General features: G+C 60.1%; 18 protein-coding genes, 1 tRNA gene and 1 pseudogene. 14 read left to right on the forward strand and 6 right to left on the reverse strand.

Annotation, left to right across the window (positions count from 1 at the left end; genetic code table 11):
- Window positions 1-2: 2 nt before the first annotated feature.
- The 5 genes from BLT00_RS01160 to BLT00_RS01180 form a co-directional block, all read right to left on the reverse strand.
- The gene (locus tag BLT00_RS01160; RefSeq protein ID WP_063321976.1) at window positions 3-1,025 is read right to left on the reverse strand and encodes an ABC transporter permease; all 1,023 of its coding nucleotides are present in this window, start codon (window positions 1,023-1,025) and stop codon (window positions 3-5) included.
- Entirely contained in the window at window positions 1,025-2,083 is a 1,059-nt protein-coding gene (locus BLT00_RS01165) for a microcin C ABC transporter permease YejB (protein ID WP_092145651.1), read from the reverse strand. Before BLT00_RS01165 ends, BLT00_RS01160 begins: the two co-directional genes overlap by 1 nt.
- A complete protein-coding gene (locus BLT00_RS01170) occupies window positions 2,083-3,951 on the reverse strand; it encodes an extracellular solute-binding protein (RefSeq protein WP_092145653.1) in 1,869 nt (622 codons plus the stop codon). The genes BLT00_RS01165 and BLT00_RS01170 overlap by 1 nt, the downstream gene beginning before the upstream one ends.
- Before the next feature lie 126 nt (window positions 3,952-4,077).
- The gene (locus BLT00_RS01175; protein ID WP_003200262.1) at window positions 4,078-4,359 is read right to left on the reverse strand and encodes a peptidylprolyl isomerase; all 282 of its coding nucleotides are present in this window, start codon (window positions 4,357-4,359) and stop codon (window positions 4,078-4,080) included.
- 96 nt (window positions 4,360-4,455) lie between these two features.
- The gene (locus BLT00_RS01180) at window positions 4,456-5,334 is read right to left on the reverse strand and encodes an esterase/lipase family protein (RefSeq protein WP_092145655.1); all 879 of its coding nucleotides are present in this window, start codon (window positions 5,332-5,334) and stop codon (window positions 4,456-4,458) included.
- Between the two features lie 325 nt (window positions 5,335-5,659).
- On the opposite strand from BLT00_RS01180, the gene BLT00_RS01185 reads away from it, so the two are divergent.
- Window positions 5,660-6,721, forward strand: a complete 1,062-nt coding sequence (locus BLT00_RS01185) for a hypothetical protein (RefSeq protein WP_256572734.1) — start codon at window positions 5,660-5,662, stop codon at window positions 6,719-6,721.
- Window positions 6,722-6,946: 225 nt separating this feature from the next.
- Here the strand turns inward: BLT00_RS01185 and BLT00_RS01190 are convergent, their stop codons facing one another.
- On the reverse strand, window positions 6,947-8,014 hold the full coding sequence (locus tag BLT00_RS01190; RefSeq protein WP_092145657.1) for a 3-deoxy-7-phosphoheptulonate synthase: 1,068 nt from the start codon (window positions 8,012-8,014) through the stop codon (window positions 6,947-6,949).
- 616 nt (window positions 8,015-8,630) lie between these two features.
- Here BLT00_RS01190 and BLT00_RS01195 point away from each other — a divergent pair.
- From BLT00_RS01195 to BLT00_RS01250, 13 genes and pseudogenes are all read left to right on the forward strand, one after another.
- Window positions 8,631-9,384 (forward strand): annotated as a pseudogene (locus BLT00_RS01195) (carbon-nitrogen hydrolase family protein).
- 7 nt (window positions 9,385-9,391) lie between these two features.
- Window positions 9,392-9,826: a GNAT family N-acetyltransferase gene (locus tag BLT00_RS01200; protein ID WP_092145659.1), complete on the forward strand. Its 435-nt coding sequence runs from the start codon at window positions 9,392-9,394 to the stop codon at window positions 9,824-9,826.
- Window positions 9,827-9,952: 126 nt separating this feature from the next.
- A complete protein-coding gene (uvrY, locus tag BLT00_RS01205; protein ID WP_003200277.1) occupies window positions 9,953-10,594 on the forward strand; it encodes a response regulator transcription factor GacA in 642 nt (213 codons plus the stop codon).
- Between the two features lie 2 nt (window positions 10,595-10,596).
- A complete protein-coding gene (uvrC, locus tag BLT00_RS01210) occupies window positions 10,597-12,420 on the forward strand; it encodes an excinuclease ABC subunit UvrC (protein ID WP_092145661.1) in 1,824 nt (607 codons plus the stop codon).
- A 32-nt stretch (window positions 12,421-12,452) separates the two neighbouring features.
- On the forward strand, window positions 12,453-13,013 hold the full coding sequence (gene pgsA / locus BLT00_RS01215; RefSeq protein WP_018608070.1) for a CDP-diacylglycerol--glycerol-3-phosphate 3-phosphatidyltransferase: 561 nt from the start codon (window positions 12,453-12,455) through the stop codon (window positions 13,011-13,013).
- Between the two features lie 63 nt (window positions 13,014-13,076).
- Window positions 13,077-13,152, forward strand: a tRNA-Gly gene (locus tag BLT00_RS01220).
- 226 nt (window positions 13,153-13,378) lie between these two features.
- Complete coding sequence (locus BLT00_RS01225) at window positions 13,379-13,678, forward strand: Arm DNA-binding domain-containing protein (protein ID WP_092145663.1); 300 nt, start codon at window positions 13,379-13,381, stop codon at window positions 13,676-13,678.
- Window positions 13,679-13,685: 7 nt separating this feature from the next.
- A complete protein-coding gene (locus BLT00_RS31750) occupies window positions 13,686-13,856 on the forward strand; it encodes a hypothetical protein (protein ID WP_170867308.1) in 171 nt (56 codons plus the stop codon).
- Window positions 13,857-14,011: 155 nt separating this feature from the next.
- Entirely contained in the window at window positions 14,012-14,416 is a 405-nt protein-coding gene (locus BLT00_RS01230) for a response regulator (protein WP_371856950.1), read from the forward strand.
- Between the two features lie 177 nt (window positions 14,417-14,593).
- Window positions 14,594-15,505, forward strand: coding sequence for a LysR family transcriptional regulator (locus tag BLT00_RS01235; protein WP_092145667.1), 912 nt, complete (start codon window positions 14,594-14,596; stop codon window positions 15,503-15,505).
- Between the two features lie 112 nt (window positions 15,506-15,617).
- Complete coding sequence (locus BLT00_RS01240; protein WP_092145669.1) at window positions 15,618-16,547, forward strand: hydroxymethylglutaryl-CoA lyase; 930 nt, start codon at window positions 15,618-15,620, stop codon at window positions 16,545-16,547.
- Between the two features lie 26 nt (window positions 16,548-16,573).
- Window positions 16,574-17,881: a CaiB/BaiF CoA transferase family protein gene (locus tag BLT00_RS01245; RefSeq protein ID WP_256572684.1), complete on the forward strand. Its 1,308-nt coding sequence runs from the start codon at window positions 16,574-16,576 to the stop codon at window positions 17,879-17,881.
- Window positions 17,776-18,300: a gamma carbonic anhydrase family protein gene (locus BLT00_RS01250; protein WP_092145671.1), complete on the forward strand. Its 525-nt coding sequence runs from the start codon at window positions 17,776-17,778 to the stop codon at window positions 18,298-18,300. The genes BLT00_RS01245 and BLT00_RS01250 overlap by 106 nt, the downstream gene beginning before the upstream one ends.
- Window positions 18,301-18,331: the final 31 nt, after the last annotated feature.

Raw genomic sequence — 18,331 nt, forward strand, 5'->3', positions numbered from 1 at the left:
TTTCAAGAGCGTGGGTCGAACGCGTCTCGCAACGCCTCGCCGATAAACACCAGCAGGGAAAGAATCAGGGCCAGGGTGAAAAATGCCGTCAGCCCCAGCCACGGCGCTTGCAGGTTTTGCTTGCCTTGGGCGATCAGTTCCCCCAGCGACGCGCTGCCGGCCGGCATGCCGAAGCCGAGGAAATCCAGGGCGGTGAGGGTCGAGATCGCCCCGGTGAGGATGAAGGGCAAGTAACTCAGGGTGGCGTTCATCGCGTTGGGCAGGATATGCCGCATGATCACCTTGCGATCACTGAGCCCCAGGGCCCTGGCCGCCTTGACGTATTCCAGGTTGCGCCCGCGCAGGAACTCGGCACGGACCACGTCCACCAGGGCCAGCCAGGAAAACAGCGCCATGATCCCCAGCAGCCACCAGAAGTTCGGCTCCACGAAGCCGGACAAGATGATCAGCAAGTAGAGCACCGGAAGCCCGGACCAGACTTCCAGCAAGCGTTGCCCGAGCAAATCCACCCAACCACCGTAATAGCCCTGCAACGCACCGGCGGCGATACCGATCAGCGTGCTGATGGCGGTCAGTGCCAGGGCGAACAGGATCGACACTCGCGCACCGAAGATCACCCGGGCCAGCACGTCCCGGGATTGGTCATCGGTGCCCAGCCAGTTCACGGTCGAGGGTGGGCTCGGGGCCGGCTGATTGAGGTCGTAATTGGGTGTATCGTCGCTGAACGGGATCGGTGGGAACCACAGCCAGCCGCCGTCCTTGTGGATCAGGTTCTGCACGTAGCTGCTGCGGTAGTCGGCCTGGAACGGCAACTGCCCACCAAATTCCTGCTCGGTATGGCGTTTGAACACCGGGAAATACAGCGAGCCCTGGTAGCTCACCACCAGCGGTTTGTCATTGGCGATCAGTTCACCGCCCAACGTCAGGATGAACAAGCCGATGAACAGCCACAGCGACCACCAGCCCCGACGGTTTTTCTTGAAACGCTCGAAGCGCCGACGGCCCAAGGGGGAAAACTTGAACATCAGGCGTTCCTCGCGGCGAAGTCGATGCGCGGGTCCACCAGGGTGTAGCAGAGGTCGCCGACGAGTTTGATCAGCAGGCCGAACAGCGTAAAGATGAACAACGAGCCGAACACCACCGGATAATCCCGGGAGACTGCGGCCTCGTAGCTCATGCGTCCCAGGCCGTCGAGGGAAAAAATCACCTCGATCAGCAGCGAGCCGGCGAAGAACACGCTGATGAACGCCTGGGGAATACCCGATACCACCAGCAGCATCGCGTTGCGGAACACGTGGCCGTACAGCACCCGGCGTTCGCTCATGCCCTTGGCTCGCGCGGTGACCACGTACTGGCGGGTGATTTCATTGAGGAACGAGTTCTTGGTCAGGATCGTCAGGGTGGCGAAGCCGCCGATCACCAGCGACGTGACCGGCAGCACCAAGTGCCAGAAGTAGTCGGCGATCTTGCCCAGTGTCGACAGCGACTCGAAGTTATCCGACACCAGCCCGCGCACCGGAAACCAGTTCAGCGAAGTGCCGCCGGCGAACACCACGATCAGGAACATCGCGAAGAGGAACGCCGGCATCGCATAGCCAATGATGATCGCCGTGCTGCTCCACACATCGAATGCCGAGCCGTGATGCACCGCCTTGCGGATGCCCAGGGGGATCGACACCAGATAGGTGATCAATGTTGCCCAGAGCCCAAGGGAAATGGTCACTGGCATCTTTTCCAGGATCAGGTCGGTAACCGTCGCGCCGCGGAAGAAACTCTTGCCGAAGTCGAGGCGGGCATAGCTGCTGAGCATCAGCCACAGACGTTCATGGGCCGGTTTATCGAAGCCGTATTGTTTCTCGATGTCCTTGATCAGTTGCGGATCCAGGCCGCGACTGGCGCGGGAGCTGTTGGTCATGGTATTGCCTGAACCGCCGACGCTGGCGCCGCCGATGCCTTGCAGGTGGGCGATGGCTTGTTCCACCGGCCCGCCGGGTGCGGCCTGCACGATGACGAAGTTCACCAGCAGGATAATCACCAGCGTGGGGATGATCAGCAGCAGGCGCCGCGCAATATAGGCCCACATCAATGCCGCCCTCCGGGTGTGCCGCGCTTGATGAGTTCGGCGCGCATCTGCTCGTTGGTCAACGGTGTGCTGCTCACTTCCCACCAGCTCTCGATGGCTTCGTCATTGCTGGCCTGTACTTTCGGGATGCCGAAGCGGTTCCACCACACGGTCGAGCTGCCCGGCGGGTAATAGTTGGGAATCCAGTAGTAATTCCATTGCAGCACCCGGTCCAGGGCGTGGGCATGGCGCAGCATGTCGGCTTGGGTGCTGGCCTTGACCAAGCCGTCGATCAGCGCGTCCACCGCCGGGTCCTTCAAGGCCATGTAGTTGTTGGCCCCTGGATCATTGGCGGCCGCTGAACCGAAGTAATTGTAGAGTTCCATGCCCGGCGAGGTGCTGACGGGGTAGCCGGTGATGATCATGTCGTAGTCGCGACTCATCAGGCGATTGACGTACTGGGAGGCGTCGATGCGGCGAATGCTCATGTCGATGCCGATTTGCGCCAGGGTACGTTTGTAGGGCAGCAGCAGGCGGTCGATACCGTTCTGGCTGTTCAGGAAGGTGAAGCTCAGCGGCTCGCCCTCGGCATTCACCAGGCGGTCGCCGTCGGGTTTCCAGCCGGCCTGTTCCAACAAGGCGAGGGCTTGCAGTTGTTTGTCGCGGATCACGCCACTGCCGTCGGTTTTCGGGGCCTGGAAGACTTGGGTGAAGACTTCGTCGGGAATCTTGCCGCGCAACGGCTCGAGGATCGCCAGTTCGCCGGCATCGGGCAGTTCTCGAGCGGCGAGGTCAGTGTTGGAAAAGTAACTCTGCTGACGCACATAGACGTTGCGCATCATCTGGCGATTGCTCCATTCGAAATCCCAGAGCATCGCCAGGGCCTGGCGCACACGACGGTCCTGGAACTGCGGTTTTTGCAGGTTGAAGACGAAACCCTGGGCGGTCTGGGGAGCCTGGGTGGCCAGGTGAGCCTTTTGCAGGCGACCGTCGTGCAGGGCCGGGCTGTCATAGCCGATGGCATAGCCGGTGGCGGAGAACTCGCGATTGTAGTCATAGGCGCCACCGCGCAGCACCTGGCGGGCCACATCGGTGTCGCCAAAATACTCGATGCTGAAATGGTCGAAATTGTAGAGGCCGCGACTGACCGGCAGATCCTTGCCCCACCAATCGGCATTACGTTTGAAGGTAATGCTGCGCCCGGAATCGACTTTGCTTACCCGGTAGGGGCCACTGCCCAGCGGGGGCTCGTAGCCGCCGCCGTTAGCGAAATCGCGGGTCTTCCACCAATGTTCGGGAAAGACCGGTAAGGTGGCGATGTCCAGGGGCAGGGTGCGGCTTTCGTTGTTCTTGAAGTTGAAGCGCACGGTGCGTTCGTCCTCGATCACGACGTCCTTGACCGCCGCGAACTGGGTGCGATAGCGCAGGCTGCCTTGGGTCATCAACAGCTCGAAGCTGAAGCGCACGTCCTGGGCGGTGATGGGCTTGCCATCGGCGAAGCGGGCCTTGGGGTTCAGGTAGAAGCGCAGCGACAGGCCATCGTCGGCCCGCTCCATTTTCTGCGCCACCAGGCCATAGACGGTATAGGGCTCATCCAGCGAGCGTTGGGCCAGTGGCGAGTAGAGCAGCCCGTCGATCTGGCTGACGCCGATGCCTTTGTCGATATAGGGCAAGATATGGTCGAAGTGGCCGATCTCGATGGCCGAGCGGCGCATGGTCCCGCCTTTGGGGGCCTGGGGATTGGTGTAGGCGAAGTGGCCGAAACCTTCGGCATATTTGGCCGGTTCGCCATAGACGGTCAGGGCATGTTGCGGTGCTGCATCGACTCCGACGGCGCCTGTCAGCAGGACCACGGCAGTCAATAGCAGGGAAGGGAACGCCAGTCGCATTGTCAGCCTTAAAGCCGGGTGATCGATGACACGAGTTGTACGCGAGCGGCGCCTGGATCGCCAGCCCCGTGTGACCCAAACACAACGGCCCACCGAAGGGCGGGCCGTCATGTCGATAAATCGGGATCAGTCCTGGCGGCTGGTGACTTCCAGCAGGTGGTAGCCGAACTGGGTCTTGACCGGGCCCTGGACCACATTGATCGGGGCACTGAATACCACGGTGTCGAATTCCTTGACCATCTGGCCCGGGCCGAACGAACCCAGGTCGCCGCCCTGACGGCTGGACGGGCAGGAGGAGTTGGCCTTGGCAACTTCGGCGAAATCGGCGCCGGCTTCGATCTGGGCCTTGAGTTCGTTGCACTTGTCTTCGGTGGAAACCAGGATGTGGCGGGCAGTGGCTTTGGCCATGGGGGAAATTCCTTTCGATATTTTTAAAGGTGTTGAGCCTACCGGATTCATTGACCGGTTGTTGTCAAAATTGCGTCAAAACCTTGAACCGGACGATCAAAGGCCGGCTTTGCGCAGGCGTTCGGCGTGGCGCAGGTAGAGCTCCGTCGGGTCGGTACCTCGGCGTACTGGGTCGGTCGCCGGGTTGAGGGTACTCATGTGGTGCAGGGGATAGTTGGAGCGAATGACCTTGCCCAGGTGCGAGCTGAAGCGTCCGACCATGCCATCGTTCTGCCCGGCTTCGGTAATGAAGTATTCGGAAAAGGCGCGGCAGAAGGCGTGCACAGGGTCCATGGCCGGGCGTCCTTCTTCCTGTGCATCTGGCAACGTGCCGCTCCAGGAGTAGTAGCGCACACCGTTGACCTTGTTCGGGCCACTTTCCCCCCAATGCCTTGGCAGGCCTTGGGGGTATTTGTCATTGAACGCGCCGACGCCTTCGGTGGTCAGCGCAGCCAGCGCGGCAACGGCGGCTGGCGGGAGCTGAGGCTGGCCATCGAGCAAGGAGATGAAGTCGGCGAACAGCGTGGCGACTTTACTGGCGACGGGGCCCGGCAGCCGCCCCGGGGTGAGGGCCTTGTGCAGGAAGTCGGCCAGTTCGGAACCATGGTTGGGGCCGCTGACCGATGTCACTGAGGCAACCCGGCCGGGCGCCAGGGCGGCGGCATAGCGGGCGGCCAGCGCACCCTGGCTGTGGCCGATCAGGTTGACCTTGGTGGTGTCGGTACCGCTCAGGATCAGGTCCATCTGCGCCAGCAACTGCTCGCCGCGGGCCTCATTGGAATGGGTGGCCGACAGGTAGGGGATAAACACCCGGGCACCGGCGAGGCGCAGTGCCTGTTTGATGCCATGGAAAAGTTCGAAGCCGCCGATCCTGTCAAACCCGAACAACCCATGGACCAGCAGGATGGGGAATTGAGTGGTTGCATTCCGTTGCATGTTCGTACCTTTTTCGAAGAGGTTCACGTTGAGATTGCGACCTCACTCTAATGCAGGCTTTTGTTGGGCGGTGTAGGAAGAAACCGCAGTGACTTACTGAAACTGGAATAAAAAAAGTGGGAAGAATCGGACAAGAAGCCCGGCGGCGCCAAAGGTGCCTGGATACTTCCGATGGCCCTTGTGGGCTTGCAGCTACAGCTTCAAGCGCCAAGGACCACTGATGCCGTTGTCTTGTCTGACTGCGGGGGGCGAGGCGGTCGGGTTTTAATGGCTGTGTCGGGCGCCGTCGTGTGGCGGAGCCTTCATCCAAGGACTGGAACCACGCATGACTACTTACCGATCCGCCCAACCACCCCAGCTCAGATCGCCAGCGAGGCTGTTGGCGCCTTCTCTGCCTGCCGCCAAGGGCGGGGTGATCAACCCCGCCTGGAGGAAAGCGGTCATCACCGTGAAGCCTTATCCGCTGATGGCGTGTGGGGATGAGGTGTCGCTGTGTTGGCTAGGGCTCAATTCAGACGCCCAGCCCTACTGGCATGAAGAAAGCCGGTTCGTGACGGAGCGCCAGGTTGGGCGAGACGTCGTTTTCGTCGTACGAGAGCGGCATATCGCCGAGCTGGATGGCGGCTCGCTGGAGATTTCCTACCGAGTGACTGGCAAGCAATTGCCGGCCGCGCTGGACTCGGAGCCCCTTCAACTGCAAATTGGTGATGCACCCTTGCAACTGCTGGCCGCCGTTGCCGACGATGCGGTGGGTGGCAGCCTTGATCCGGCCCGGGTGCCAGAAGGCACGCGTTTGACCATCCGGCCTTATCCCAGAATGGCCGTAGGAGACCGCCTGATCCTGATCGCCAGCCGGGAGGATAAGGCGCTCTGGCGCGATGTGCTGGAGATAGAGGCCCACGCCATCGGTCGCGAGGTATCGTTCTGGATCGATCATTCGCAAATCGCGCCCCATTTCGGCCACGGACTGAGCTTGGCTTATGTCGTCCGCCACGGACATACGGTACGCCGCGCCGAGCCCTTGTCGTTGCACATCGGCCCTCTGGTGCGCCCAGCGCTGAAGGCGCCTCGGATCCTGGGGGTGGCGGAGGGGGTGGTGGATGTCGATGAGCTCCAGGGTGGGCTGACGGTCGTCATTGACGGTGCTGGACTTGAGGCGGGCGAGCTGGTCTGGTTCCAGTGCAATGGCAACTATGCCCATGTCGAAGAGCGGGAACTCACCGAGGACACGACCGGTCAGCCGGTCAGCTTCGTCGTGCCGGCGGCGTATTGGCAGGAGCAGCGCGACCGATCGGTGCGTCTGTTTTATCAGGTCGAGCGCCTGGATGACGTCAGCCAGCAATCCGACTGGGTCACGGTCCAGGTGCGTTCCAAGGCGCAGAGTTGAGTAGATGAAAAAAACGTGGCGAGGGAGCTTGCTCCCGCTGGCTGCGCAGTAGCCCTTTTGTGTGAGCGCTTCGCACTCAAGCGGAAGCAAACTCTTGTAGAACAAAATTTATCTAATTGATTTTAAAGATAAATTATTTGCCGATTTACCGGCATGTGTTCTGCGCGACAGCGCAGCCTCATCGCAGGCTGCGGGGGCTCCCTCGCCACATAACCCAGGAAAGTCTTAAGTGGACAGCCATTTCCCATGGGCCTGGCGCAACAACTGCTCGGTGGATTCCCAGCCCAGGCAACCGTCGGTGACCGAGACGCCGTAGCGCATCGATGGGCCCAGCGGTTGGCAGCCTTCGAACAGATGGCTTTCGAGCATCATGCCGATCAGGGCGCGGTTGCCTTGCAGGCGTTGTTCCAGCACGTCATTGAACACCTGCGGTTGGCGCAACGGGTCTTTGCCACTGTTGGCGTGGCTGCAGTCCACCATGATCCGGGCCGGTATCTTGAGGCGGGTCAGGTCGTGGTGTATCTGCGTGACGCTCTGTTGGTCGTAGTTCGGCCCGCGGTGACCACCGCGCAGCACCAGGTGAGTGTCGGGGTTGCCCGGCGTCTGGACGATCGCCGGATGCCCCTGGCTGTCTACGCCGAAATGCCGATGGGGATGGGCGGCAGAACGCATGGCATCGCAGGCGATGCCGACCCCGCCGTCGGTGCCGTTCTTGAACCCCACGGGCATGCCCAGGCCACTGGCCATTTCCCGATGGATCTGCGATTCGGTGGTGCGTGCGCCGATGGCGACCCAACTGAGCAGGTCATCGAAGTAGTTGGCGGCCATAGGTTGCAGCAGTTCGGTGGCGACAGGTAAACCAAGCTGTAACATCTCTCGCATCAGTTCCCGGGACAAGGTCAGGCCCGCGGCCATGTCATCGCTGCCATCCAGGCCAGGATCGTAGGCCAGGCCTTTCCAGCCTACGGTCGTGCGGGGCTTTTCCACGTAGGCGCGCATGACCAGCAGCATGCTGTCGCTCACTTCATGGGCCACGCGAGCCAGGTTGGCGGCGTATTCAAGGGCGGACTTCGGGTCGTGGATCGAGCAGGGGCCGACGATGACCAGCAGGCGGGAGTCCTCACCGTCGAGGATCGCGCGGATGGCCTGGCGATGGGCGCTGACTTGCTGGCTCAACGCGGTGCTGAGCGGCAATTGGTGCTTGAGTTGCAACGAGCTCGGCAGACGCAGGGTCAGGGTTTCGTTGGCAGGGTTGAGCGTGGACAGCGGCAAAGCGGAGACGGACGAATTCATGATCTGGCTTCCTGGACGGGCGGCGGGTTCGTTCCCGCGCGCCGGTCCTAGTGGGGTGTTCGACAATTGGCCGGATTGGCCCGCAATTGAGGCTTGCCACCGGTAGGTGACCGATCGGAGGCGGCAGGCTGTCCCGAGCGGTGGCTGGTAAATCGCCAGGCGGAAAAACTGTCGTAACGGTAATAGGTGGCGTAGTTCATGGCTCAATCCTCAAGTTGTCTGGTGTTGCAAATGTGTGGGGCCTGAAAAAACAAAACCCCCGGTCGGGAGGCCGACCGGGGGTTTGGAAAACTCTGGAAGGCGACCCGTTTAAAGTGGGCGCCGGTTGGGTATCAGGCGCGCCAGTGGCTAAACCAATACCCAAAATAAAAGCTGACCGGAGTTTGAACACTGTTCGCCCAGGCAGCCGCAACCGAGCGCGGGGCGCTGGCGGTTTGAAGCGATGAGAGGGCGTTGAACATGGTCTGTCTCCGATGAATGGCCCTGAGCTTACTAGAGGGCGGGGCGCCGGTTCAATCAGAAAATTCTATCGAGGGCATGCAATTGTTCGTCCCGGCTTGAGTCCGCTGGGCTTTATGACAAACTTCAGGTTTGCAGCGCCTCCCAAGGATGATCCATGACCGCTCCAGCCTTCGCCGCCGCCCAGTCGATCTCCATCGCGGGGGATGTTCGCGCCAACCTCCAGCATTCCATGCAGGTGGCTGCTGAACAGGGTGTGCAGTTGCTAGTGTTTCCTGAGCTGTCACTCACCGGCTACGAAGGCGGCCTGGCGGCGGATCTGGCCATCCTGCCAGAGAATGCCATATTGCAACCGCTGCGCGACTTGGCCCGCGAGCTCGGCCTGACAGCGGTGGTGGGCATGCCGATTCGCCTGTCGGCGGACGCCCCGGTGTTGATCGGCGCGCTGGTCCTCGGTGCCGACGGCTCCCTCGGCGTCTACAGCAAGCAGCATCTGCACCCTGGGGGAAGAAGTCACCTTCGCCCCGGGGCATGGCGGCTCGATACTGGCGATGGGGCAGGATTGCATCGCCCTGGCGGTATGCGCCGATTTTTCCCACGCCAGCCATTCTGCCGCGGCAGCTGGGCAGGGCGCTACGCTCTATGCGGCGGGGGTGTTGATCACCGAGGCTGGCTACGTGTCCGATACGGCATTGCTGCAAGGATATGCCCGGCAGCATGCCATGACCGTGCTGATGGCCAATCATGGCGGCGCCACCGGAGGCTGGGAATCGGCTGGTCGCAGTGCCATCTGGGGGCCGGACGGTTCGCTGCTCGCGGCAGCGCCCGGCGCGGGCGAGCTGTTGGTGATCGCCCGCCGCGAAGTCAACGGCTGGGCAGGACAAGTCGTGCCGGTGGCAGTGCTTGGATGAGGTGTCCATGAGCTTCGAGTGGCGTGCGGCAACGGCAGGGGACATTGACTTCGCCCGGCAGCTGACCTGCGACAACATGCTTGCTTATTACCTCAAGCATGATTTGCTCTGGCAGGACGAAGCGTTCGACTTGGCCTGGATCATTCGCCAGAACTGGATAATCAGTCGTGCCGGTCAGGTTTTGGGCTTTGTCAGTCTCAGTCGTGACGCCCGGGCGTTGTATATCCGGGAGCTGCAGATCGACGAGGCGTTTCGTGGGCAGGGCGCCGGGACTTGGGCGATCGGACAGGTTTGGGGCTTGGTGGGCCTGGAGCGTCGCCCGGCGCTGCGCCTGACGGTGTTCAAGGAAAATCCGGCCAGGGCGTTGTACGAACGCATGGGCCTGCGCGTCGTGGGCGAAGACGAATATTTCCTGAGGATGCAGCGAGACGCCGGTGCTTGAAGCCTCGGACGTTGTGCCAATAAAGATGTGTTGTAACTTTTATCTGTTCCTTTGCGCTAGGTCTGCTGGACGCTTTTTGCTAAGGTGTTGTGCAACCCAAATAAGACCAAATCGTGAGGTGTCTGCTTGATTAGGGTGTTAGTGGTCGATGACCATGATCTCGTCCGTACGGGCATTACACGAATGCTGGCTGACATCGATGGCCTGCAGGTAGTTGGCCAAGCTGAATCCGGGGAAGAATCCCTGATCAAAGCGCGCGAATTGAAGCCCGACGTGGTGTTGATGGACGTCAAGATGCCTGGCATCGGCGGCCTTGAGGCCACGCGCAAACTGCTGCGCAGTCACCCTGACATCAAGGTGGTCGCGGTGACCGTATGCGAGGAGGATCCGTTTCCCACCCGGCTGTTGCAGGCGGGCGCGGCAGGCTACCTCACCAAGGGCGCTGGCTTGAACGAGATGGTCCAGGCCATTCGTCTGGTTTTTGCCGGGCAACGCTACATCAGCCCGCAAATCGCCCAGCAATTGGCGATCAAGTCGTTCCAGCCAACCAACGATTCTCCCTTCGATGCACTGTCGGAGCGGGAAATCCAGATTGCGCTGATGATTGTCGGTTGCCAGAAGGTGCAGATCATCTCAGACAAGCTGTGCCTGTCGCCAAAAACCGTCAACACCTACCGCTATCGTATTTTCGAGAAGCTTTCGATCAGCAGTGACGTCGAATTGACACTGTTGGCGGTGCGCCACGGCATGGTCGATGCCAGCGCCTGAAAATGACTGATTTGTTTGATCCAAGCGCGTTCCTGTCCACTTGCAGCGGTCGCCCCGGCGTGTACCGCATGTTCGATGGCGACGCACGCCTGCTTTATGTCGGCAAGGCCAAGAATCTCAAGAAACGCCTGGCCAGTTACTTTCGCAAGACCGGCCTCGCCCCGAAGACCTCTGCCCTGGTGGGGCGCATCGCGCAAATCGAAACGACGATCACCGCCAATGAAACCGAGGCCCTGCTGCTCGAGCAGACGCTGATCAAGGAATGGCGCCCGCCGTACAACATCCTGTTGCGTGACGACAAATCCTACCCCTACGTGTTTCTGTCCGACGGGGCGTTTCCGCGCCTGAGCATTCATCGGGGTGCCAAGAAGGCCAAGGGCAGGTATTTCGGCCCTTATCCCAGCGCCGGGGCGATTCGTGAAAGCCTCAGCCTGCTGCAGAAGACCTTCTTCGTTCGCCAATGTGAAGACAGCTACTACAAGAACCGCACCCGGCCCTGCCTGCAGTACCAGATCAAGCGCTGCAAGGCGCCTTGCGTGGGCTTTGTCGAGCCGCAGGTCTACGCCGAGGATGTGCGTCACTCGGTGATGTTCCTGGAGGGGCGCAGCAATGCGCTGACCGATGAGCTGTCGGCAGCCATGGAGGACGCGGCGGTCAACCTTGAATTCGAACGGGCCGCCGAGCTGCGCGACCAGATCGGCCTGCTGCGCCGCGTGCAAGACCAGCAAAGCATGGAAGGCGGCAGTGGCGATGTCGATGTGGTTGCCGCGTTCATCAACCCAGGCGGCGCCTGCGTGCACTTGATCAGTGTGCGCGGCGGTCGGGTGCTGGGCAGCAAGAACTTCTTTCCTCAAGTGGGCATCGAGGAAGACGTGTCCGAGGTCATGGCGGCGTTTCTGGGCCAGTACTACATCAGCAGTCCGGAACGCGACCTGCCTGCCGAGCTGATCGTCAACGTGGTCCATGAGGACTTCCCGGCCCTGATCGAAGCCATCGACAAGCTCCGTGGTCGTGAACTGACCATCAGCCACCGTGTTCGCGGTACCCGAGCCCGTTGGCAGCAACTGGCCGTGACCAACGCCGAACAGGCCCTGGGCGCACGCTTGGCCAACCGCCAACACGTGGCGGCGCGGTTCGATGCCTTGGCCGAAGTGCTGAACCTGGACGAGCCGCCGCAGCGGCTGGAGTGCTATGACATCAGCCATTCCAGCGGCGAGGCGACCGTGGCGTCCTGCGTGGTGTTCGGTCCGGAAGGCCCGATCAAGTCCGACTACCGCCGTTACAACATCGAAGGCGTCACGCCGGGCGATGACTATGCGGCGATGCATCAGGCGTTGATGCGGCGCTTCGGCAAGCTGAAGGACGGGGAGGGCAAGTTGCCGGACATCCTCCTGGTGGACGGCGGCAAAGGCCAGTTGTCCATGGCCCGCGATGTGCTCAATGAGTTGATGGTCCCGGACCTGATCCTGCTAGGCGTGGCCAAGGGCGCGACGCGCAAGGCTGGTTTCGAGACCTTGTACCTGAACGATGCCGCCCATGAATTCACTCTCAAGGGCGATTCGCCAGCGCTGCACCTGATCCAACAGATTCGCGACGAAGCCCACCGTTTCGCCATCACCGGACACCGTGCCCGCCGTGGCAAGACGCGCCGGACGTCTACACTGGAAGGTGTGGCAGGCGTCGGCCCGACGCGACGCCGCGACTTGTTGAAACATTTTGGTGGATTGCAGGAACTGTCTCGTGCCAGCATCGAGGAGATAGCCAAAGCACCCGGTATCAGTAAAAAGCTCGCAGAGTCGATTTATGCAAACCTGCATAGCGAGTAGAATGCCCGTCAACCTCGTAGCCAGTTGTGCCGATGAATATCCCAAACCTGATTACCGTTCTACGCGTCCTGCTCATCCCGATCTTCATATTGCTGTTCTATTTGCCGTACCACTGGAGCTACGTGGCCTCCGCCTCGGTCTTCGCCTTCGCCGCCGCGACGGACTGGCTGGACGGCTACCTGGCCCGACGCCTGGAGCAGAGCACGCCCTTTGGCGCGTTCCTCGATCCGGTGGCCGACAAGCTGATGGTCGCGGTCGCCCTGGTACTGCTGGTGCAGGAACATGGCAACCTCTGGCTGACCTTGCCGGCGGCGGTGATCATTGGTCGCGAAATCGTCGTCTCGGCGCTCCGTGAATGGATGGCCGAGCTGGGCGCCCGTGCCCAGGTCGCCGTGTCGAACCTCGGCAAATGGAAAACCGCGGCGCAGATGCTCGCGCTGGTGATTCTGCTGGCCAACCCGTCGGATTTCAGCTTCTGGGTGCTGCTGGGTTACGCGTTGCTGCTGGTTTCCGCTGGGCTGACGTTGTGGTCAATGGTCCAGTACCTGCGCGCCGCCTGGCCGCATCTGCGGACGGATGTAGAGCCGAAATAAAACTTTTTTGAATCAAAGGGTTGACGGCGTAATCTGAATCTATAGAATGCGCCACACCAAGACGCGGGAATAGCTCAGTTGGTAGAGCACGACCTTGCCAAGGTCGGGGTCGCGAGTTCGAGTCTCGTTTCCCGCTCCAATTATTGTTCTACAGGCTTCTATTGAAGTTTGCAGAAACTGAAAAAAGAGGCTTCGGCCTCTTTTTTTCGTTCCAGTAAGTTCCACTCGAAAACACTACCATCCAAGTTTTCTTAATGCATTTTGTAATACATTAATCCGGCGCTCGGTAGATCAATTTTTCATCGGACTCGCCTCTCGGGAAATCGTACAAATCTCCTCTATTCAAACGAGACGGAGTTTGTACAATGGCTCTCACCGACACTGCAGTCCGGCATGCTAAACCCCGTGCGAAGGACTACACCCTCCCTGACTACAATGGCCTCGCTCTTTTCGTGAATATGAAAGGCGCCAAGTACTGGCACTTCCGCTTTTCCTGGGCGGATAAGCAACCCCGTATTTCTCTCGGTACCTATCCTGAAATTAGCTTACGAGATGCTCGCGCTCTGCGTGACGTTGCCAGAGCGCTGGTCGCCAGGGGCATCGATCCGCGTGTCTATCGGCAGCTGGAGCGTAATGCTAGACGCCTGGCCACGGAAAACGCCTGAAAAACGGTTGTTCAGCATTGAAAGTGATACGCAAGTTGAGCTGGTCGAGACCAACAACTCCGCCATCAGTGTGTCCGGCCTGACCAACCGCTTCGCCTTGCTCGCCCGCTCCGAGCAGGCTGTACCGGGCCTGTGGCAGCCGGCAGCGCAAGGCTCGGGTGACGTGCGACATGGCTAACAACAGCCGGGTAATCGTCGTATGCTCTTTTTATGGCCTCGCCGTCATTGGCTTGTGCACAGATGCCACTGTGGCGTACTGACGCCTCGGCCTGGACGAGGCGAGTTTGTACCGAAATTTGAGTGATATGTTCAGCTCTGGAGGGTACTTTGAACGTGAATTGGGAAGGGTTACAGCCAATTCGAGGGGAGGTTATCGTCATCGAAGATGACCCCATCTTACAATCGCTGCTCACCAACATCATGGTAGAGATTGGCGCTAGAACTATCGCATTTGACACGGCTGATGATGCCTTAACCTACCTGCTCGAAGGACAGGGCCGGTGCGCCATCGTTATTGCAGATCATGGTGTTCCTGGTCAGGTAAAAGGTATCGAATTCATAGAAATGGTTAAAGGTCGTTGGCCTCACATTGCCGCAATTCTTACCTCCGGGTACCAAATTGAATTAGGCGCTGTTCCGGCAGACACCATTTACCTGCATAAGCCTTGGTCATTGGATGAGATGGTTGTCGCTGTGGCTACGCTCCTTCAGCCGGAGACCCCGATACAGAAACCCTGAGTCACGCCACCCTCACATTTAAGCTGAAGTCCGATCCACACGAGTAGAATGAACAGTTCTCGGGTGTTCCGTTCCAGATAGGTCGACATGTACAGGTCTGCCGATGGGCCTAATCAGCTATCGGAGTAATCACCGGCAAACCGCTCAAACAACCGCCGGCCAGCATGGAGAGTGTAAATGCAGCACCTGGATCATTTCTCCTTGCACCTGTTCATTCTGGTTTGCGAGGAAGGCACAATCGCGCGGGCCAGTCAGCGGGCTTTCATTGCTCCGTCGGCGGTAAGCAAACGAATCTCAGACATCGAAGCACGTTTCGGCACGCCATTGTTCAAACGCAGCAAGCGCGGGGTAGAGCCCACACCGGCGGGGCAAGCCTTGCTTCGGCATGCGCGTTCGCTCACGCGGGCGATGGAAAGGCTGGACAGTGAACTCAGTGAATACGCCGAAGGCGCTCGCGGGCATGTTCGGGTCTTGGCGAATGTGTCATCGATCATGGAGTTTTTGCCGGAAGAGCTGTCGGATTTCATGTTGAACAACCCCAGAATCCAGGCCGATATCGAAGAGCGCTTCAGCCCGGAGGTGGTCCGTGGGGTGGCTGAAGGCAATGCCGATCTAGGTATTTGTCGGCAGTCAATGGCAGTGGGAGATCTGGAGTTCCTGCCTTACCGCCAGGACCATCTGGCGGTTGTGGTCAGCGCAACTCACCCCTTGGCGGATCACACTCGCATAACCTTCGAAGAAACGCTGGCCTTTGATCACCTGGGGCTGTCCGCCTTCGCCACACTCAATACCTTCATGCGTGAAGAGGCGAAAAAGCAGGGCAGGGAGTTGCGCTTCCGATCTTATGTATCGTCGTTTGATGCTGCATTCCGCCTGCTTCAGTTCGGTCTGGGTCTGGCCGTGTTTCCGCTTGAAGCGGTGGCGCGATATGCGCAGTTGTTCGACCTACGCGTTATCCCGTTGGCTGACGATTGGGCACTGGGTGAGTTCGTGATTTGCGTGCGTGACCGCGAAGCGCTGTCACTTTCAGCCCGCCGGCTATTGGATCATCTGCTGTTACGTGCGCCACCGCGACAAACTGCCCGCTGAGGGATGAGCCTATCCATCGTGGCTGACGATGGATCAGGCCGTAAATGAAGTCTTTTCGAGGGGATGACGTCTCTCTAGTCTGAGGGTGTGCTCCAGCCTATGAGAGACCTTCATGACAACAATAACGATCAATGAAGTCGGCATGCGCGATGGCTTGCAAAGTCTTCAAGCCATCATGCCGACCGCTGCCAAATGCCAATGGATCGATGAAGCCTATGCCGCTGGTATGCGCCATATGGAAGTCGCGTCCTTCGTGCCGGCTAAACTGCTGCCGCAAATGGCCGATGCCAGGGAAGTCGTTGCCCACGCCTTGAGTTTTCCGAATCTGGTCGTGTCGGTCCTGGCCCCGAACCTGCGTGGCTGTCGTGATGCGCTTGAGTCCGGTGCCCATCGAATCATAGCCCCCGTTTCCGTCAGCGCCGCTCACAGTCTGGCCAATGTGCGGCGCACGCCATTGGAAATGGTCGAAGAGCTCTCGCGGATGTGCCAGTTGCGCGATGAGTTGGGGCTGCACCAGGTTCAGATCATCGCCGGCATGTCCGTCGCGTTCGGCTGCACCCGCCAGGGGGATGTGCCATTGAATGATCTTTGCGAACTAACCGGCCATGTACTGGAGGCTGGTTGCGATCTGGTGTCGCTCGGCGATACGACGGGCTATGCCCACCCAGGCCAGGTGGCGCGCACGCTGCAGGCGGTCCGGGCCATCGCCGGCGAAAAGCTCAGGGCCGCGCATTTCCACGATACCCGTGGTCTGGCCCTCGCCAATAGCCTGGTCGCGGTGCAGCAAGGCATTACCGAGTTGGACTCTTCACTGGCGGGCCTGGGCGGCTGTCCGTTCGCACCGGGAGCATCCGGCAATACCGTGACCGAAGACTTGGTGTTCATGCTGCAAAGCATGGGTTATGACACGGGCATCGATCTGGTTGCATTGATCGCATCACGGGAGGTGCTGCGCGCCGCCTTGCCGGATGAAACTCTTTACGGCTGCGTCGCCCGCGCCGGATTACCACTCAACTACAAGCCATCTGCCTATCGCGCTTGAGCCTGTTGCGATCAAGGAAAACGCTAATGTCCAGACTTCCATTGGACGGCATTCGTGTCGTCGAAATTTCTCATATGGTGATGGGACCGACCTGCGGAATGATCCTGGGAGACCTCGGCGCAGAGGTCATCAAGATCGAGCCAATTCGTGGCGACGGTACGCGCCGTCTGCTGGGGGCCGGTGCCGGTTTCTTTCGTACCTTCAACCGTAACAAGCAGTGCATCGCTGTCGACGTCAATACCCCACAAGGGCGAGATGCGGTGCTGGAACTGATCGACACCGCCGACGTGTTCATCGAAAACTTCAAGCCCGGGCGGATGCAAGAACTTGGATTCGGTTACGCAGCGATTCGTGAACGCAACCCGCGCATCATCTACGCCTCGCATAAAGGTTTTCTCAACGGACCTTACGACAATCGCCTGGCGCTGGATGAGGTGGTGCAGATGATGGCGGGGCTGGCCTACATGACAGGGCCTGTCGGCAGGCCATTGCGCGCTGGCAGTTCAGTGAACGACATCATGGGCGGTATGTTCGGTGCAATCGGCGTGCTTGCGGCACTGAACGAGCGCAACATCACCGGCGCCGGCCGTGAAGTCCAGAGTGCACTGTACGAGAACTGCGTATTGCTCGCGGCCCAGCACATGCAGCAATACGTCGTCACCGGCCAGGCGGCCGCCCCGATGCCGAACCGTATCAGTGCCTGGGCCATCTACGATGTATTCCAGTTTGCCGGAGGCGAGCAGATGTTCGTCGCCGCCACGGGCGAAGGTCAGTGGAGCGCCTTGTGTCAGTTGCTGGGCCAGACGGCCTTGCTCGACGACCAAAGCCTCGCCACCAATAACGACCGGGTGCTGCAGCGCCCCCGGCTATTGGCCGACCTGGCAGAAGTATTCGCGACCATGGATGCCAAGGCGCTGGCTCTTGAGTTGGAAGCGAACGGTATCCCCTTTGCACCGATTCGTCGTCCCGAGGAATTGTTCGCGGATCCTCATCTGCTGCAAAGCGGCGGCCTGGCGGATCTGCAGCTTGAGGACGGGTCCCTGACTGCCATGCCCCTGCTGCCGTTGTCTCTGGATGGCGAGCGGCTGCAACCCCGTCGATCGATACCTCGTATCGGTGAACATACCCACAAGGTTATGCGGGAGCTGGGTTACAGCGACGAGCATATAGCCCAGCTGTGTGCGGCCGGTGTCCTGAAAACCGACGATCAGCCTGAGGAGGCGTTGCCATGGCTATCTATCAGTACGACACGTTTATCCCCGCGATCCACGCCGAAACCTTCGTTGCCGATGAGGCCACAGTCATTGGTGCTGTCACGCTGGAACAAGGAGTAAGTATCTGGCCCCAGGCCGTTTTGCGCGGCGACAACGAACCGATTCGAATCGGCCAATGCAGCAACGTACAGGAAGGCGCCGTGCTGCATGCTGACCCTGGATTCCTGCTGACCGTGGGGGCGGGGGTCACCATCGGCCACCAGGCCATGCTGCACGGTTGCACGATCGGCGATGGCGCGTTGATCGGGATTCAAGCGGTTGTGCTCAACGGTGCGGTCATCGGCAAACACTGCCTGGTTGGCGCCGGGGCGATTGTGACCGAGGGCAAGGTATTTCCGGACAACTCCCTGATTCTGGGGGCACCGGCCAAAGTCGTGCGCGAACTGAGCTCTGAAGCGATTGCCGACATGCAACGTAATGCCTCGGGCTACGTCACCAAGGGGCTTGCCTTCAAGGACAGATTGACTCGAATCGGTTAATCCCGGAGGACACCCGTCCGGAAGCATTTCC

It is taken from the genome of Pseudomonas sp. NFACC51 (assembly GCF_900103575.1).
In the GTDB taxonomy this organism is placed as follows: domain Bacteria; phylum Pseudomonadota; class Gammaproteobacteria; order Pseudomonadales; family Pseudomonadaceae; genus Aquipseudomonas; species Aquipseudomonas fluorescens_Q.

Excerpts from the sequence above, each read along its gene's own strand:
- BLT00_RS01175 (WP_003200262.1), bottom strand. The coding sequence starts at position 4,359 with ATGGCCAAAGCCACTGCCCGCCACATCCTGGTTTCCACCGAAGACAAG.
- BLT00_RS01170 (WP_092145653.1), bottom strand. The coding sequence starts at position 3,951 with ATGCGACTGGCGTTCCCTTCCCTGCTATTGACTGCCGTGGTCCTGCTG.
- BLT00_RS01225 (WP_092145663.1), top strand. The coding sequence starts at position 13,379 with ATGGCTCTCACCGACACTGCAGTCCGGCATGCTAAACCCCGTGCGAAG.
- pgsA (WP_018608070.1), top strand. The coding sequence starts at position 12,453 with ATGAATATCCCAAACCTGATTACCGTTCTACGCGTCCTGCTCATCCCG.
- BLT00_RS01245 (WP_256572684.1), top strand. The coding sequence starts at position 16,574 with ATGTCCAGACTTCCATTGGACGGCATTCGTGTCGTCGAAATTTCTCAT.
- BLT00_RS01160 (WP_063321976.1), bottom strand. The coding sequence starts at position 1,025 with ATGTTCAAGTTTTCCCCCTTGGGCCGTCGGCGCTTCGAGCGTTTCAAG.
- BLT00_RS01235 (WP_092145667.1), top strand. The coding sequence starts at position 14,594 with ATGCAGCACCTGGATCATTTCTCCTTGCACCTGTTCATTCTGGTTTGC.
- BLT00_RS01240 (WP_092145669.1), top strand. The coding sequence starts at position 15,618 with ATGACAACAATAACGATCAATGAAGTCGGCATGCGCGATGGCTTGCAA.
- BLT00_RS01185 (WP_256572734.1), top strand. The coding sequence starts at position 5,660 with ATGACTACTTACCGATCCGCCCAACCACCCCAGCTCAGATCGCCAGCG.
- BLT00_RS01200 (WP_092145659.1), top strand. The coding sequence starts at position 9,392 with ATGAGCTTCGAGTGGCGTGCGGCAACGGCAGGGGACATTGACTTCGCC.
- BLT00_RS01165 (WP_092145651.1), bottom strand. The coding sequence starts at position 2,083 with ATGTGGGCCTATATTGCGCGGCGCCTGCTGCTGATCATCCCCACGCTG.
- uvrC (WP_092145661.1), top strand. The coding sequence starts at position 10,597 with ATGACTGATTTGTTTGATCCAAGCGCGTTCCTGTCCACTTGCAGCGGT.
- BLT00_RS01190 (WP_092145657.1), bottom strand. The coding sequence starts at position 8,014 with ATGAATTCGTCCGTCTCCGCTTTGCCGCTGTCCACGCTCAACCCTGCC.
- BLT00_RS01250 (WP_092145671.1), top strand. The coding sequence starts at position 17,776 with ATGGCTATCTATCAGTACGACACGTTTATCCCCGCGATCCACGCCGAA.
- BLT00_RS01180 (WP_092145655.1), bottom strand. The coding sequence starts at position 5,334 with ATGCAACGGAATGCAACCACTCAATTCCCCATCCTGCTGGTCCATGGG.